We start from the raw sequence: 16,489 nt of genomic DNA, 5'->3' as shown, positions 1-16,489 counted from the left end.
CCAGACTCAAGATCCCCTTGGGAGGGGACCCACCCGTTGCCTGAACGCCAGCCCAATTTCCTACCAATAGGTAGCACAGGGCAAACCACCACCATTTACTCGCCAGACGAGTAACCTAACAATGAAAACAAAAACCGATGAAATTCCTATCTGACCTCGTAGCAAGAATAAGTCTAAAAAACTACGGATAGGGGTAAGTACCTTCGAGTATTAACCAATTATGGTCTATCAAACCGACTAATACAAAACAAAAGTATTAAAATAAAAAATTAAACACAAATAAACACTTCAATAATTTTATCTCAGTAATAATTTACTTGTGTCCAAATCACTCCCGCCTTAAACCACTCTCCCTTACTTTTGTTAAGCTGTACATCATTCATCAAAAAACAAAACTTTGCGTACTGCCATTATTGGAGCCGGCATTGCCGGACTCGCCGCCGCCGTCAGGCTTGCTGTTCAAGGACATGAAGTAGAAGTTTTTGAGGCGAGCGCAAGCTCAGGAGGGAAGCTCTCCGAGTTTTCGCTGGGCGATTACCGCTTTGATCTTGGCCCCTCTTTGTTTACCATGCCCCAATATGTCGATGAGCTTTTTGAGCTAGCGGGGGAAAAACCTAAAGATCGTTTCTCCTACCAGCGGCTACCCATTGTCTGCAATTATTTCTGGGAAGATGGCACCCGTATTCACGCCCATGCAGCAAAGGAGGATTTTGCAAAAGAAGTAGAAAAAGTACTGGACGTACCCGCAAGTAGAATCATCAGAATATTGGCTGACGCTGAGAAGAAATACCATGTCTCGGGACGTACTTTTCTGGAGAAGAGCCTCCACAAGCTGAGTACCTGGACCAACATGGAAGTACTGAAAGCCTTGTTCAAGATCCCTCAGCTGGATTTGTTCAGGTCGATGGATGCGGTACATCGGCGCGAACTTCAGCACCCTAAGTTGGTACAGTTGTTCAATCGCTTTGCGACCTACAACGGTTCCAATCCCTATAAAGCGCCCGGACTACTGACGATCATCCCGCATTTTGAACATCACTTTGGGGCTTACCTGCCCGAGGGGGGGATGTACAGCATCAGTCAATCTGTCTACGAATTGGCGCGCAGACAAGGAGTGAAGTTTCATTTCAATACCAAAGTAGACGAAATTTTGGTGACCAAGGGCGCAGCTACTGGCGTACGTACCGGCAACGAAACGCACCAGTTTGACCAGGTCGTCAGCAATATGGATGTGTTTTTCACTTATCGGAAATTACTTCCGCAACAGCGGCAACCTGAACGTATTCTAGCGCAACAAAAGTCGACTTCTGCCCTTATTTTCTACTGGGGTATCAAAAAAAGGTTTCCTGAACTCAACTGCCACAACATCCTCTTTAGTGAAGATTACCCAGCTGAGTTTGCGGCCATGGAAAGGGGAGAAATGTCTGATGATCCAACAGTTTACATCAATAAAACCAGCCACCTTGTACCCGGTGATGCCCCAGAGGATTGTGAAAACTGGTTTGTGATGATCAACGCGCCTTGTGATGCTGGCCAGGATTGGGAGCTGCTACAGCAGCAAACCAGACAGCGGGCCATCGCTAAAATCAACAATATCCTTGGAGAAGACTTGGAACCGCTGATTGAGGAAGAATGGACCATGACACCGCCCATTATTCAAACCAAAACGGGCTCGCACCTGGGTTCTCTTTACGGTACCAGCTCCAACAGCAAAATGGCAGCGTTCATGCGGCACCCCAACTTTAGTCACCGCATCAGCAACCTGTTTTTTGTTGGTGGCAGCGTTCACCCCGGTGGAGGGATTCCGTTGTGCTTGCTCTCCGCCAAGATCATGAGTGAGATGGTAGAGCATAGCCACTAAAGCTCCAATTTGAACCACATAAGGCACTTAAGGGCACCTAAGATTTTTTGTTTTTTTTAACACATAGTCACATAGAAGTATCACTCATTTGGTGGCACCATCCCTTAACACCACCCAGGTTTGGACAACAGCCAGACAAGAAACGAAGATGATTGCGACTCCGATCAAAATGGGAGACGGGAACAAAAACACCAGTGCAAAGGCCAGAAAGGCCAGGGTAAATATCCACACCGATTTCGCGTAAAGGCCCATATAGCAAGTTTTTCAACCTAACAACAGTAGTAGCAAACGGTTTATTTTCCACTTTTAAAGCCATCATCTAACCTTTACACACACCCACCCCTTACACCCTGTTAAAGAGTGATCTCCAAATGCCGCCGCATGATGGAATGATGGCCAAAATCGTCTTCCATGCTATAGGAACAGATGAGCCACACTTTCTGCCCTTCAGTGAGATCGTAGTGAAAATCGTCCTTTATACTGGTATCAATTGAAAACTGGAAAGAGGTACCTTTGGCATCTTCTACACCCTGATAGTTCTTTACAGCCACTTGGCCTCCCAGCATTTTTACTGGTTGAGGATTACCAAAACCTACCACGAAGAATTCTTCCATATTGGTACTTGTTTCTTCCACGGCCCCCATTACCAGGTTAGAATTTACAATATCATTATTGGTATTGAAACCCAACCCAACCCAGCCTTGGTAAGGAGAGTGCAGCTTAAACGTCAGCAAGTCACCTTCGTAAGTCCATTCTACCTGCATTCCTTCAATCACAAAGTAATTAGCAGAAGGAGAGGGCACCGCAGATAGGCTTCCAAAAGCAAGTAATAGCAGACCTGCATACATCAAAATTGATTTCATAGGAGATTCTTTAATTATAAGACTTGTTTTATAACATCTCCTATAAAACCAAAACTGTGCCAAAATAACAACGCTGAGCTTATTGCTTGACAACCCTTCGAACAACGGCACTACCATTATGCATCAATTGCAGGTTATAGACGCCGGCAGGCAAATGACTTACATCAAGACTATTTCCGACCACATCTCCTGTTTGTAATAATTGCCCCTGAAGGTTGAACAAGCGATAACGCTTTCGCTCCAAGTCGCTAAACTGCCAGTAAAGGCGGTCTTCTACTGGGTTAGGAAAAAGCTTTATGCCTTGAGCCCAAACCGGCTCTTCCGTTGCGACAGAGACATCATTGACCTGAATGCGAACTTCCTGAGCGCCGAGGTCTACTTCCGTTCCATCGGTGAGATACGCTTTGATGTTGCGAAAGCGCAAAAAAGTCTCATCGCTAGGAAGCAACTCCTGAGGAACGTCCAACATCCTCAGCTGCAATAAGAACAAGGTCTGAGGTTCAATATAAGCTTCTTCATCGCGCAGAAAAAACGCATACTCCACCTCTCCGTTGAATGTTCCATTGGGGCTAAGCCATTTCATTTGCGACTCCAGCCATCCACTATTCAGGGTAGTAAAATTGGCAAAATACAATGGATCATATTCCAGCGTAAAAGCAATACCTCTTAGGTCATCTACATCCGTTTCCAGCTTGACACGTCCAAAAAAGGATTCTCCTGGACTTAAGTTTTCTAAACTTGTATTTGCGCCCGATCGCACGAAGACGACATCATCCCCTATCGGATATTCAAAAACGGGCTGATATGCAGGGTTGGTAAAATGGTAATGGTGAAAAATCTTGTCGGCATCTTCCAAGGTGCAACTCCCGTCTCCATTGGCATCAAGGTGCTTGGCGTCTACGCCATTGAATTGACTAAAACCCCAGCTATCGCCGCCTTGAGGTGTCCAATTGTAAGGACCTACACGGTTATTACCATTATTGGTTAAACCAAAACCCAAAGCCAGTATATCTTCGTGGTTGGCAATACCATCAGCATTGAGGTCACCCGACCAGATGCAATCTTCATTGCAAACCGTCACTTGATTACACATTTCAGCAAACGAATTGTCATACATCATCTGTAAAACAGCAACGCCGTCGTACATTTCATTGACATTACCTAGGTTATCCGCACCGGGTGCACGGTGAAACGAATAGGCAATATCAACTGTAAACACCTCTCCAGCGGCAAACAATGCCGGCCCAGAAATGTTACCGAGCGCTCTGCGATCGAAAACACCAAGATCCATACTGTTTTCCGACCAGCCTCCCAGGTCATTAGGATTGTCAGGAAAAACAAAACTGACCACATCCGTGCTATTGGGATCATAGCCATTGCCCCCCTGCGTGAGCGGGGTACCATCCCTAAAACGATTGTTTAAAAAATTGAAGTAACCCGCAACGGTTACTGGATCATCGGTTCCCGGATTGCCGGGAAACGCAGATGGGTTATTCATATACATAAACCCACCCAGCGGCTGGTTCATTATGGTAATAGCCTGCACTGGTGCGTTCTCCCCAGCATCAGGAATATTGTCACAATTGACATCATTGGGAAATTTGTTATAAACATAAAAGGTATTGAGAGCAGGAGCACTGCCTATATAATCATCAGTAAAACAACCCAAATCGAAATCGGTATAAAGGCCCATTCTGAAATTCGTATAAGGATCATCCCCTCGGTTAATCACCTTAAAAGAGGTAAAAATGCTATTGCTCAATACTCGGCTATCGGTACAATTAAAAGCCCAGGCCAAAAGCTGAATCTCTGCCTTCATTTGTACCGCACTTCCACTTTCATGTGGATCGTTGCCTACCGTATTAAACACCGACCACACGATTTGGTCAGGAACGATAGTCGATTGAGGTACGAAAGGATACTCTCCTTGCAGTGGTTGATAAATACCATCGGCGTTGATATCGAAAAATGGTGCAAATCCCTGTGGAGAATTGGGCAGATCAAACCCATTCGTCGCAAAGAATTGCGCATTGCCTTGCCCCGGCCAACCAAGAATGGCAGACTGAGGGTTATCAATCACCCCATTGTCCTGAAAATCGGCAAGATGCGCTTCGATTTGGTAACGATAAACCGACCATGCGCGGTCATAATTGCCGCAAACATCAAAACTAACGGTACCGTCTTCGCTCACTGGGCCAGGGTAGTAGTCGTTGTTCCCGGCAGCAGCTCCAAAGGTGGCAACCGCTAATGTCAGATCACCATTGCTATCTTCTGCTCCAAGCCACAAGCCTTGGGTAAAAATAGTGGCAAAGCCGCCATCAGGCCCTTCTATCTTAAATTGTGAATCTTCACCATCCCAAAACAAGCTGCCCGAAGCCGGAATGAGCGTACGAATATTATTTGCGTGGAGATAGGCCCCATTCGTCAGCGTTGGATTGTCACAGTCATTGGCCTGTAAAACAGTACAGCAAAGGAGCATAAAAAAAGCAGAGGTAGTAATTCTTAGTAACATAGCGCACAGTATTTTAGATGGTTTATTTCCTAAAATACTGGCCAACAACATACTACTCAAGCACTACTTCGTCAACCCTGCTTTTCACTGTGTGAAAGTGACTTGTGCTTAAAAAGCGTTAGGATACTGTAACTGGTACAGTATCCCAAACGCTTATCCATACACGTATCAAAACGAATGATTTAGCTCGACTTGTTCATACGATTAATGAACAATTAATTTTCCGGTGTTTAACACACCTTTATTGTTTCTGATCTGGTAAAAATAGATGCCTGCCGAGAGGTTTCCGCGATCCAACTCGTGCTTGTTGCCGATAAACTGTTCGTTGCGTACAGCTTTACCTGTTGCATCGAAAAGAACAAGCTCTAAAGCTCCGAAGTCTTCACCAACAACCTCCAAAGTCGTCATGGTCGTAAACGGATTCGGATATGCTTTGACGGCTGCCAAAGGCGACAACACCTCCCCCACTTCTACCATGATGAAGCCTTCGCCTATGGTATGAAAGGTGGTATTGGTAATAATCGCCGGATTAAAATCAAAATAGATGGCGGCTGTATTTTCGATCCGTGTGTCGTTGGGCAAATCCTTCTGCTGCTCAATCGAGAACCTTACGTAACCATGCGATGCTGGCTCATTGGTCGTACTATCCGGCAAGGCGATGTTATTGAAAGTAAAGCGGGCAATCCCTTCTCCTAGCAGCTCAAAATCGTAAGGGTGGCTGCTATTGCCAGGCTTTATCGTCGCAGGATCGAGATGCTCCGAGAGGCGATCTACAATCACAACCTGATTGGCTTGCGCGGTTCCTGTATTTTGGAATTTGACCACATAATCAATTCCGGTATTGGGTTTAACAAAATGATCGGTATCGTAGCCAATGGGGTAAGCTTGCTTGATGTTAGGATCATAAGCCGCTAGTACCTCCGTACAAGTCAGGGCCACAAAATAATCTTCATCATCAATGGGGTATTGGTTCACATACCCCAGACTTATTTCTCCATTCTCTCCCGTTCCGCAGGCTTCAATGAAGGCACTCGGCATCGACATTCCGGGATGGTTGGCGACCTGTGGGCTCTCTATCCGGTAAAAGCTACCATCCGCTACTCTTGGAATCACAACGGATTCTCCTGGTGCCAACGGGCCATAATCTTGCCCTTGCAACATAATCACATGATCTTCAATGACCGTGTATTGAAGTGCTTCGAGCATGGCTTCTTCGCCTACATTTTCAATCTTCAATTCCACCTCTTCACCATTGCAGGCTGCTGACAAGTGAACACTTGCACCCGACCATAATGGATTGACCGGCAAACAGCTGGTATCTGGAAAAATGAGGGCTTCTACACAAAGAGATTGCCCCATCAGTTCAATCGAACAACCTACCTGCACGGCAATCGAGAAGCTCGTTGAGGTCAGGAAATCCACATCGCCGATTTCAAAAGAATAGGTATTGCCTCCAATAAGTGTATAAGGCACCGTTGCACTCAATAAGGTCAGACTATCCGCCAGAGTGACCTCTACGTAGGCATCTTCAGCCAGTTCTGTTCCTTGATTGGCACAAAAGACATTTATCGTCGACTGCTCACACAAACGGAAGCCATAATTATTGACTTGTACTTCCATCAGTGGGCACTGTTCAATACTCTGCACTGCAAAATCTACCTCACTACTGTCTACTACCGTTACCATCACATCATTGGTACAAGCCGTCCAATAATCATTGGCCACGGTCAGTGATACCTCGTAATCACCGGGCGTAACTTCCATTCTGTATTGGCCATCAGCATCGGCAGCTGCGTAAAAGGTGCCCGTACTTCCCTCCGCTGAGACGATCCAGTTTTCCAAGCCTTGCTCGGCAGTGGTAGGTATGCAGTCTTCGTCGAGGTCGTATTTTACCTGGCCGTAGATGAAATTCGCCAAAGAATTTCCCAGCTCATCCGTTTTGATGATGTACAAACTCTGGTCTTCCCCCATCCGGTTGGCCCCACCTGCGATGATATAGCCGCCATCGGGTGTCTGTTTGAGGTCCAGCCCATTATCGCCAAATGCTCCTCCATAAACTTGCTGCCACTCGACATTGCCATTTTCATCCAATTTTACAAGATGAATATCTTCTTCAGCTCCTTGGCTGTTGCCTAAAAAAGCAAAACCATTATCGCTGGTACGAATCAAGGAAGTAGTGTAACCAAAAGGATAGTCAGCAGCAGGTAATACTTGTTGCCAAATAGAGCTTCCCATGTCGTCAATCTTGAGCAAAAGATAGTCGTAGTCCATATTTCTACCCAGTAAAACGATGGTACCATCAGCTGCATTTACAGCGTGCTTCACTTGCATATCAGTATCCAAGGTGCCCATCCACTGAGTATTACCATTCACATCTACCTTTCTGGCATCGGTTATAATCGGGTTATTGACCGTAAACCAGTTAGACGACGCTATTGAAAAGAAGCCGCCATCGGCTGTCTCTAATAGCGAATAGTCATAAATATTATTCTCGGGTAAAGTGACCCCCACCGTTTTCCAAAGGACATCTCCTGCCTCCGTTATTTTCGAAATATAAGGACGCACATCACCAGTTGAGGTACTTCCTTGTGACCCTACAAAAACGTAGTCTCCGTCGGTACTTTGTAGTAAATCCGTTATCGTTTCATTACCAAATAAATATCCCGGCGGACGATACGTCCACAAAACATTTCCGGTCGCATCAAACTTCCTAACGAAGACATCTTCCTCTGGCGGGCTTGTCCCTCCCAACCTCGCACCGTAGACGAAGTTATCATCCATACTCCGAATAATACCACCACCGCCAAAGGGTACATCAACAAGGTTAGTGATAATCCCGTCACTGTCTGTAAACAAAAATTTCGATAGATTTTCTACCGAAGCAGCGAACAGGTAGCTGCCATCATCTTCTAAAAAAACTTGATTGGCCGCAGAGTAGGAATAGTCTGCTACGCCTCCTGGCGGGAAGTAAATTCGTTCCCAGCCCTGCCCATTTAACAGGACTCCCAAAGACAGGAAAGGTAGCAGCAAAAGCACATATTTGTTCAACTTATTTTTCATAGCTCACAAGGATTTGTTTTCGTTCTATACAAAGGTGCCACTCCTATGACCCGTTTTCAATTACGTTTTTATTAATTTGCATCACAAAACACACATTTTAAAAACATAAAACATTAATTAACAGAAGATTATATAAATATTTTGTCTCAACTATTTTATACAAAATGCACAAAAGTCGTCTTTTCGAAGTGTTTTCCGCCCTGAATCAGCAAAACATCAAGAAATTGAAGAAGTTTGTTGCTTCACCTTTTGTTAATCAAAGGGAGCATGTCATATTGCTGTATTCCTTTTTGGTGCGCGAAAAAAAGCGGGGCCAGCAATCTCCTGACCGAAGAGAAGCCTTTGCCTTCATCTGGCCCAATCTCCCCTACGATGACCACAAGCTGAGGCTAAGTATGAGTTTGCTGCTCAAAGCCATTGAACAATACCTCGTTTGGCAAAAAACCAACGAAGATCAGGTAAATGTAAAACTAAAACTTAGTCAGGCTTATCGGCAACTGGGCCTAAACCGTCATTTTGTAAAAACCATTACCGAAGTTCAATCAATGCAGCAAAGGCAGGCGCTCCGTCATGCTGAATACTACCAAAATCGCTATTCCTTTTATCTGGAACAATATCACTTCAATGCCGAACAAAACCGAATGGAAGGCTTGAAGTTGGAAGAAGTACAGGAGAACTTGGACATTTCCTACCTGGCTTCAAAATTGCGACAAAGTTGTTTGATACTCTCCCATCAAGCCATTTACAAGAAAGAATATGATTTCGGGATGCTGAATGCCGTGATCAACTACATCGAAGATCATGCCTACCTTCAACACCCGGCCATTTCTATTTACTACCATGTCTACAAAGCGCTTACTACAGAGGGAGACAATGATCATTTCAGCCAGTTCAAAGCACTGATTTTTGCCCATCAGGAACAGTTCCCCAAAGATGAAATACGAGACTTGTTTTTGCTGGCCGCCAACTACTGTATCAAACAGCTGAATCGAGGCCGTCATCATTTTGCTAAAGAAGGCCTGGAAATTTACAAGGAAGGCTTAAAAAACGATATACTCTTGCGGAATGGCGTGCTTTCCAACTTCACCTACAGTAATATTGTAGCAAAAGCCATTGTCACTAAAGACTTTCAGTGGGCTGCGCAATTTGTTCACGAATACAAAACCAAATTAGAACCCAAGCATCAGGAAAACAGCTATTCCTTCAATCTGGCGTGGCTGGAGTATGAGCAAAAAAATTACAACCAAGCACTGACGCTGCTCAATAAAACCAACTTCACGGATTTGCTGCTGAATATTGCTGCCAAGACGATTGCTATGAAAATTTATTATGAGCTTGATGCTTTCGACTTACTGTCCTCTCACCTGGATGCCATGCATATTTTTCTGCATCGGAAGAAGATATTGGCCAGCCACAAAAAGAACTACCTCAACACGATAAAATACCTCAGAAAGATCATCGACCTGCCTCTGGCTGATAGGCAAAAGCGACTTCAGCTACAGGAAGAAATCAGTAACGTAGCTATTATTGCTGAAAAAAAGTGGTTGTTACGGCAGTTGGAATAGTAGCCTTAGAAAATCGGGGAGCATAACTAGAAGTGTATCGCGCGGAGACGCGGAGGCGCAGAGGCTTTTATTTTACTGACTATCAATAAAATGTACATACCTACAATAACGATTGAAGCCCTTTTCCAAACACTCCTGAAAATCCATACACCTACCCTTGGCTCGAAAACACACGTGCTTTAATCTCAGGCCATTCTTCTTTTAAAATACTGTAATACACCGTGCTGCGGCGGAAGCCATCCGTCATCAGCGTGTGGCTCCTCAGTGTGCCTTCAAAGGTGGCACCAATACCCTCCATTCCTCTGCGTGATTGCTCATTGCGGCTATCTGCCTTGAATTCTACCCGCTCAAAACCCAAGGTTTCGAAGGCATAGCGCAGCATCAAGAATTTATTCGCTCGATTTAGGCCAGTGCGTTGAAATCCCTTGTCAATCCAGGTCCAGCCAATCTCTAAGCGAAGATTCGCATTGGAGATATTCCCAAAACTGGTACTTCCCACATAGCGCTGGCTGGGTTTGTCATAAATTACAAAAGGATAGCGCTCTTCCAGCACCCGGCCAATCAGTGCGGCCCCCAAATAAGCTTTCAGGCTTTCCTCGTCACCAAACCTGGAGGGAGAATACGCCAACAAATCTGGCTGCTCTAAAGCAATAGGCAACAAATGAGGCAGGTGATCCTCTGTTAACGGTTCCAGGCGAACACGCTCATTTTCCAAAACAATTTCCGGTTCAAAATCGAATTCCATAGTAAAATGGGGTTTGAGATGCTAAGAAAAGGTTAATTCCTGAATGTTTTGCAGCACCCTTGATTAAATCACGATTTCTTAACAAAACATCAACCAATGAGAAGCTTATCCTTTATTTGCTGCTTGCTACTTTCTGTATTACTGTGTGCGCAATCCACAGAGACGATCCCCCGTTTTTTAATTGGAATAGAGACTAACGCTCACCTTGAGGACGTAATCAATAGAAGTAACAACCTCGGTTTTGTAGGTATTGGTCTCAGTATTGAAAAGCCCATCGGACAGTTTTCGGTAGGCACGGCCCTTATTCGGCAACGTTTTGGGCCGCAAACCTTTCGTCAATTTACTGGCGAGGTTAAGCCCAACGAGGGGCTAGGACCAGATATTTACACTTTTAGGTTCCAACAAAAAAATATTTCTTTTTGGAATATCCCTCTACGTTTACAGTATCGATTGCCTTGTAATTGTGTCTACGTTCAGGCGGGCCTCCAAACCAGCATCAGCGACCTCAAGGGAACACCAGGAGATGTACCTTATACCAATCCCTCCTTTTTTGCGCCTGGGCCTAGCCCTTACGCCTTGAATAGCATCAGCAAAATAAGCGTGGGTTACGAAATGGCAATTGGATTAAACTTCCACTTATCCGAAAACTGGAAACTTAATAGTCGCCTCACCTATACGCATTACGGTTACTTCAAGAACACCCCAGAAGCGTACCGCAGATTGGGGGACACTTTCATGGGGCTCAATATTGGCCTACAGCGAGCTATTTATTAAAATAATGAATAAAAACTGATCACTGCGTATTACCTTTGCGCGGCTTTTAGGGGTGCTGGGTCACTGGGCGAATGTGTCTATACCTGGCTGAGATCATACCCTTTGGTTTTAAGTCGGAAGTGGGAAGTCGGAAATCGGAAGTAATTAGCACTTAATGTGAGCATACTTCCGACTTCCCACTTCCCACCTCCGACTTCGAAACCAGGAACCTGCCCGGATAATGCCGGGAAGGGAAATTTGGAATTCGGAAATATGAAGTCGGAATTCGGAAATAATACTTCCGACTTCCCACCTCCCACTTCCGACCTCCCAAGGGTGTGAGGTAAGTAATCCCGCGTTCTACCCCGGAATAGCGGTTGTTCATTTACCCACAATTTTTTTGATCATGTTTTTTATTTCATCTTTTCTACGGCGCGGCCTATCGCTCGCCCTTTTCCTTTTTTGTAATACACTTTTATTATTGGGCCAAACGTCCTTTACGGGTCAGGTGACTGACGACGGTGGAGAACCGCTGATTGGTGCCAACCTTTTTGTGCCTGACCTGGATCGCGGTACGGCTACCGACGACCGTGGCTTTTTCGACTTGGGTCAATTACCCAAACAAGAGGTCAAAGTCGTAGTCAGCTACGTTGGTTACCAAACCCGGCAACTCAACATCAGCAGTAGCCAACGATCACCTATGAAGATCACTTTGAAAGAAGACCCCGTCTTCACCGGCGAGGTCATCGTTTCTGCTACCCGTGCAGATGAGCGGACGCCCATGACCTATTCCACCGTTAACCGGGAAGCACTCCAGCAAAACAACCTGGGGCAGGATGTGCCTTTTGTACTACGCTGGACACCTTCGGCGGTCGTTACCTCAGACGCAGGTACGGGGGTTGGTTATACCGGCATCTGGATTCGCGGCTCCGATCCTACTCGTATCAACATCACCGTGAATGGTATTCCGCTCAATGATTCCGAAAGCCAGGGCGTGTTTTGGGTGAATATGCCCGATTTCACCTCTTCGACGGAAGATGTACAAATTCAGCGAGGCGTAGGGGCTTCCACCAATGGCGCCGGCGCTTTTGGTGCGACCATCAACCTCAACACCAGCAAGGTTTACAAAAAGGCTTACGCTTCTACAGACCTTACCGCTGGTAGTTTTGGTACCCTCAAGGGTAACCTTCGCTTTGGCACGGGGTTACTCGACAATGGCTTTACCGTAGATGGTCGGCTTTCTCGCATTACCTCCGATGGTTACATTGACCGAGCTTCGGCCGACCTTTCTTCCTGGTACCTCTCTGGTGCCTGGATTGGAGAACGTTCTTCGGTGCGCCTCAATGCTTTTAGTGGTAGCGAGGTCACCTACCAAGCATGGAATGGTGTAGATGCCGGCCTGGTTGATTTTCCCGAAACCCGCACTATCAATACCGCAGGCACCGAAAAAGAAGGCGAGCCTTACGACAACGAAGTCGACGATTATGGCCAAACTCACTTGCAACTACTCTTCAACCACGAACTCAATGAGCAGTGGTACCTCAACCTGGCAGGCCATTACACCCTGGGCCAGGGTTTCTTTGAGCAGTACAAGGCAGGGGAAGACTTTGCCGATTACGGCCTCTCTCCTATCGTGCTTGGTGGCGAAACGATCAATACTACTGATTTGATTCGCCGCCGTTGGTTGGACAACGATTTCTACGGTGCTACGTACAGCCTGCATTATAATGGCAGCGACCAGCGCCTGCGGGCGACCCTCGGTGGAGGCTACCACATTTACCAGGGCGCTCACTTTGGGGAGATCATCTGGGCACGCTACGCCGCAGAAAGCGAAATTCGTGACCGCTACTACGACAATGATGCCGAGAAGCGAGATTTCAATATTTTCGCCAAAGTCAACTACGCGCTAAATGATCGTTGGGACACCTATTTAGACCTCCAATTACGTACAGTGAGTTATGATTTCCTTGGCGTCAACAACGATGGCACCCAAGTAGATCAATCGGCGGATTTGAGCTTCTTCAACCCCAAAGTGGGTATCCAATACCGCCCCAATGAACGCCAGAGTGCTTATGCCAGCTTTGCCGTAGCGCAGCGCGAACCTAACCGCAATGACTTTGTGGGCAGCACTGCCGAAAACCGCCCTGAAGCCGAGAAGCTCTACAACCTGGAAGCAGGCTGGGAGCAAAACTGGACAAAAGCGACGGTGCAAGCCAACATTTACTACATGTACTACCAGGATCAGCTGGTATTGAATGGCCAGATCAACGATGTGGGCGAACTCTTGCGTACCAATGTTGACGAAAGCTACCGCCTGGGCCTTGAACTAGTAGCTGGCGGCGAAGTAGCGCCTAACCTGACCTTGCAGGGGAACGTAACACTGAGTCAAAACCGAGTGATCAGCTTTACCGAATTTGTAGATGACTACGATGCAGACTTCAACTGGATCGGCCAGCAGGGCATCAAACGCGAGGATACCGACTTGGCTTTCTCACCTAATGTATTGGGTGCCGCAGAACTGCGATACGACTTTTTGCCGCAAGCCGAACGCCATGACTTATCGCTGGCTTTGCGCGGAAAATATGTGGGCCGCCGCTACCTGGACAACAGTGCCGATGAAGCCAATAGCCTGGACCCATATTTCTTTAGCGACTGGCAATTGCAATACACGATTAAACCAAGTGGACTACGGGCGATTCGCCTGAATTTCCAGGTATTGAACTGGCTAGATCAGTTGTATGAATCCAATGGTTGGTCGTACCGTTATTTTCTTGGTGGCGATGCCCAATTGCTCCAAGGCTTATACCCCCAAGCAGGTCGACAGTTGATGTTGGGATTGGGAATAGACTTTTAGCCCCTTTTCTATACGGCTCCGTAAGGCAGGATTTCTGCCTTACGGAGCTATTTTTCTCTAAAAACATATTCATAAACCCACTTGGATTCAAGCTCTCCGTTGATGGTTTCAGTTCTGTACAGAAGTAGTCCATTTTGACTTTGATAGGAATCTACTTTTACCACATCTCCCCTTAAACGTCCCTCTCCTCCTCTGTTATATCGCCTAGATTCCGACACAACAACGATCCCGTTAAACACATGAATGAAGACCCAAAACAATAGTCGCATGATTCCTGATTTAGATTATGACAAATATTCCGCAAAAAAAACTTAAACGCTTCCTGGAAACTGGCTAAACAAATAGGTAATCAACAACATTGGTAGAATAGAAAAGTAGGCATAGTATTTCCTGGCACCCGTTTTTCGTACTTGAATGATCCACCGGATATGTAAAAGCAGCCAGCCGATGGTAATTGGAAATATAAAGATCAGCAAATAAATAGCAGCCGTCATTTTATTCCAACCACCGGTATACCACCTGGTCCAAAGTAGTGGCTTTAAACGATGATTATTAATAAATGCCTGCCAAGTTTCCTCTTGATCAAATGTTGAAACCTCACTATTGAGTTCATCAAAAACAGAAGAAAACGGTATTCTTTCATTTTATATCTACTTCAAAAAAGGACGTTTTTGAGTTTGATGGACCTCTTCCAACCAATAAATCTTGAGAAGGTCTAGCAACCGAAGATTAGGTTGATGCTGATGCAATAATTGTTGTTCCCACAGGCTGCTTTTTCTTTTCAGGAAAGGCATTACCAACTGTAGTAAGCCTGTGCGATGCAAGCGTATCCACCACCGTAATGCTTGTGTTTGCAGAGCAGGGTTTTGCCGATGTAAGCGGTAGAGATTTTGAATGGCAACACGTTGTTTGTCTAACCAGCAGTCTGCTTCATCAAGGCCGATATGAAGAACAGGGTTATCGATGTGCATAATTTCAATAGCCGCGGCCTGAAGTTGAAACCCAAAAAGCGTGTCTTCATGGCCGTAGGTTGTAACTGTTTCGTTAAAAGGAATAGTTTGCATCACAGTTTTAGGTACGATAAAATTGTTGGTCATAAAACCAGCGTAAGGCTGCTGGCGGCGTGTTTTTGCTGGCCGAACTTCTCGTTCTGTGCCGTACCACCAATGCAGATGAAAAGACGCTGCCAAAGGCTTAGGCAAGTAAGTGCGTCCCCCGCAGAGTACTCGCTCAGGCGCTAGTTGTGCTACATAAGTTGCTAAAAAATCATCGTGATCAATACCACTGTCACTGTCGAGAAAGAGGAGGTATTCATACTGAGCCTGTCGGCAAAGCAAGTTCCTTATTTTTGCGCGGCCTACATTGTGAGGGAGTTCCTGATAGTGTACGCCTGGCAATTGAGCCAAGCGGCGGTTTTTAACTAACCAATGGGCTGGAGAGGCATCATCAAGCAAGCGAATTTCCCAGGCTTGAGAGAGTTCACAAGCTTGCCGGTGCAAAGTGTGTACGAGTGCTCCTACATCATAAGCATAAACAGGGATCAGGATGCTAAGCATGCTAGGGAATAAAAAGATTAGGGTTCAGCTGTGCCTTAGGTTCTGATTTGGGTAGGGTAAAACAGAAACAAGAACCATTGTCGTTGGCAGCTTCGTACCATATTTTCCCATCATAGCTTTCTATGATCGTTTTGCAGATAGATAAGCCCAAGCCGGAGCCACTCTTACTTCGGTTATGCAAACGGAAAAAAGGCTTGAAAATATTTTTTTGATGATCAATGGGAACCCCCATGCCATTGTCGCAAACGATGAATACCAACTGCTGTTCTCGATCTTCTAATTTGATAGTAATTCGAGGTTCTCTATCAGGAGATTGGTATCTTATAGCATTGTGGACCAGGTTGAAAAAGATTTGTTCCACTTCAGTACGGTTGGCTTTAAGGGTAGCTGGCGTGGTGAGGAGAACATCGCCTCGAGCCTCTTCGATCTCTGTTTTCAATTGTTGTTTAACACTACTAATCGCTTCATCCAATGGGAAGCGGCTAATTACAGTATCATTGCCTCCCAAATTACTGTAATGAAGCAGATCATCCAGCATTTTGCGCATCCGTTTACCACTGGTTGCTGCCTCTTGGAGGTGTACCTGAGCCTGGGGAGGATTTTCGGCCAGTTCTATACTTGCCAATTGGGTAAAGCTGGTAATGTTGCGAAGCGATTCTTTAAGGTCATGCCCGGTAGCGAAAGAAAACTGACTCAGTTTACTACTGGCAATATTAAGTT

10 protein-coding genes are annotated in these 16,489 nt (G+C 45.7%); 4 read left to right on the top strand and 6 right to left on the bottom strand.

From position 1 onward, the window contains the following. The first annotated feature begins 397 nt into the window (after positions 1 to 397). Positions 398 to 1,861, top strand: a complete 1,464-nt coding sequence (gene crtD, locus ACRBG0_RS24300) for a 1-hydroxycarotenoid 3,4-desaturase CrtD (RefSeq protein WP_431489438.1) — start codon at positions 398 to 400, stop codon at positions 1,859 to 1,861. A 353-nt stretch (positions 1,862 to 2,214) separates the two neighbouring features. On the opposite strand, the gene ACRBG0_RS24295 is transcribed toward crtD, so the two are convergent. The 3 genes from ACRBG0_RS24295 to ACRBG0_RS24285 form a co-directional block, all read right to left on the bottom strand. After that, complete coding sequence (locus ACRBG0_RS24295; protein WP_431489437.1) at positions 2,215 to 2,724, bottom strand: DOMON domain-containing protein; 510 nt, start codon at positions 2,722 to 2,724, stop codon at positions 2,215 to 2,217. A gap of 79 nt (positions 2,725 to 2,803) precedes the next feature. Further along, positions 2,804 to 5,236: a T9SS type A sorting domain-containing protein gene (locus ACRBG0_RS24290; RefSeq protein ID WP_431489436.1), complete on the bottom strand. Its 2,433-nt coding sequence runs from the start codon at positions 5,234 to 5,236 to the stop codon at positions 2,804 to 2,806. A 204-nt stretch (positions 5,237 to 5,440) separates the two neighbouring features. Then, on the bottom strand, positions 5,441 to 8,296 hold the full coding sequence (locus ACRBG0_RS24285) for a T9SS type A sorting domain-containing protein (RefSeq protein WP_431489435.1): 2,856 nt from the start codon (positions 8,294 to 8,296) through the stop codon (positions 5,441 to 5,443). A gap of 224 nt (positions 8,297 to 8,520) precedes the next feature. Here ACRBG0_RS24285 and ACRBG0_RS24280 point away from each other — a divergent pair, with 224 nt between their 5' ends. Further along, positions 8,521 to 9,861, top strand: coding sequence for a hypothetical protein (locus ACRBG0_RS24280; protein WP_431489434.1), 1,341 nt, complete (start codon positions 8,521 to 8,523; stop codon positions 9,859 to 9,861). Positions 9,862 to 10,012: 151 nt separating this feature from the next. On the opposite strand, the gene ACRBG0_RS24275 is transcribed toward ACRBG0_RS24280, so the two are convergent. After that, positions 10,013 to 10,606: a GNAT family N-acetyltransferase gene (locus ACRBG0_RS24275; protein ID WP_431489433.1), complete on the bottom strand. Its 594-nt coding sequence runs from the start codon at positions 10,604 to 10,606 to the stop codon at positions 10,013 to 10,015. 96 nt (positions 10,607 to 10,702) lie between these two features. Here ACRBG0_RS24275 and ACRBG0_RS24270 point away from each other — a divergent pair, with 96 nt between their 5' ends. Next, a complete protein-coding gene (locus tag ACRBG0_RS24270; protein WP_431489432.1) occupies positions 10,703 to 11,380 on the top strand; it encodes an outer membrane beta-barrel protein in 678 nt (225 codons plus the stop codon). A gap of 385 nt (positions 11,381 to 11,765) precedes the next feature. After that, positions 11,766 to 14,213 (top strand): TonB-dependent receptor, encoded by a 2,448-nt coding sequence (locus tag ACRBG0_RS24265; protein ID WP_431489431.1) that lies wholly within the window; start codon positions 11,766 to 11,768, stop codon positions 14,211 to 14,213. Positions 14,214 to 14,863: 650 nt separating this feature from the next. Here the strand turns inward: ACRBG0_RS24265 and ACRBG0_RS24260 are convergent. Both ACRBG0_RS24260 and ACRBG0_RS24255 read right to left on the bottom strand, forming a co-directional pair. Then, positions 14,864 to 15,769, bottom strand: coding sequence for a glycosyltransferase family 2 protein (locus tag ACRBG0_RS24260; RefSeq protein ID WP_431489430.1), 906 nt, complete (start codon positions 15,767 to 15,769; stop codon positions 14,864 to 14,866). A gap of 1 nt (position 15,770) precedes the next feature. Beyond that, a partial coding sequence (locus tag ACRBG0_RS24255; RefSeq protein WP_431489429.1) for a sensor histidine kinase occupies positions 15,771 to 16,489 on the bottom strand: 719 nt, incomplete at its 5' end.

The organism is Lewinella sp. (assembly GCF_050633125.1).
Lineage (GTDB): Bacteria > Bacteroidota > Bacteroidia > Chitinophagales > Saprospiraceae > Lewinella.
The sequence above is the reverse complement of the archived record's forward strand: the minus strand, read 5'-3'. Positions and strand labels throughout refer to the sequence as shown.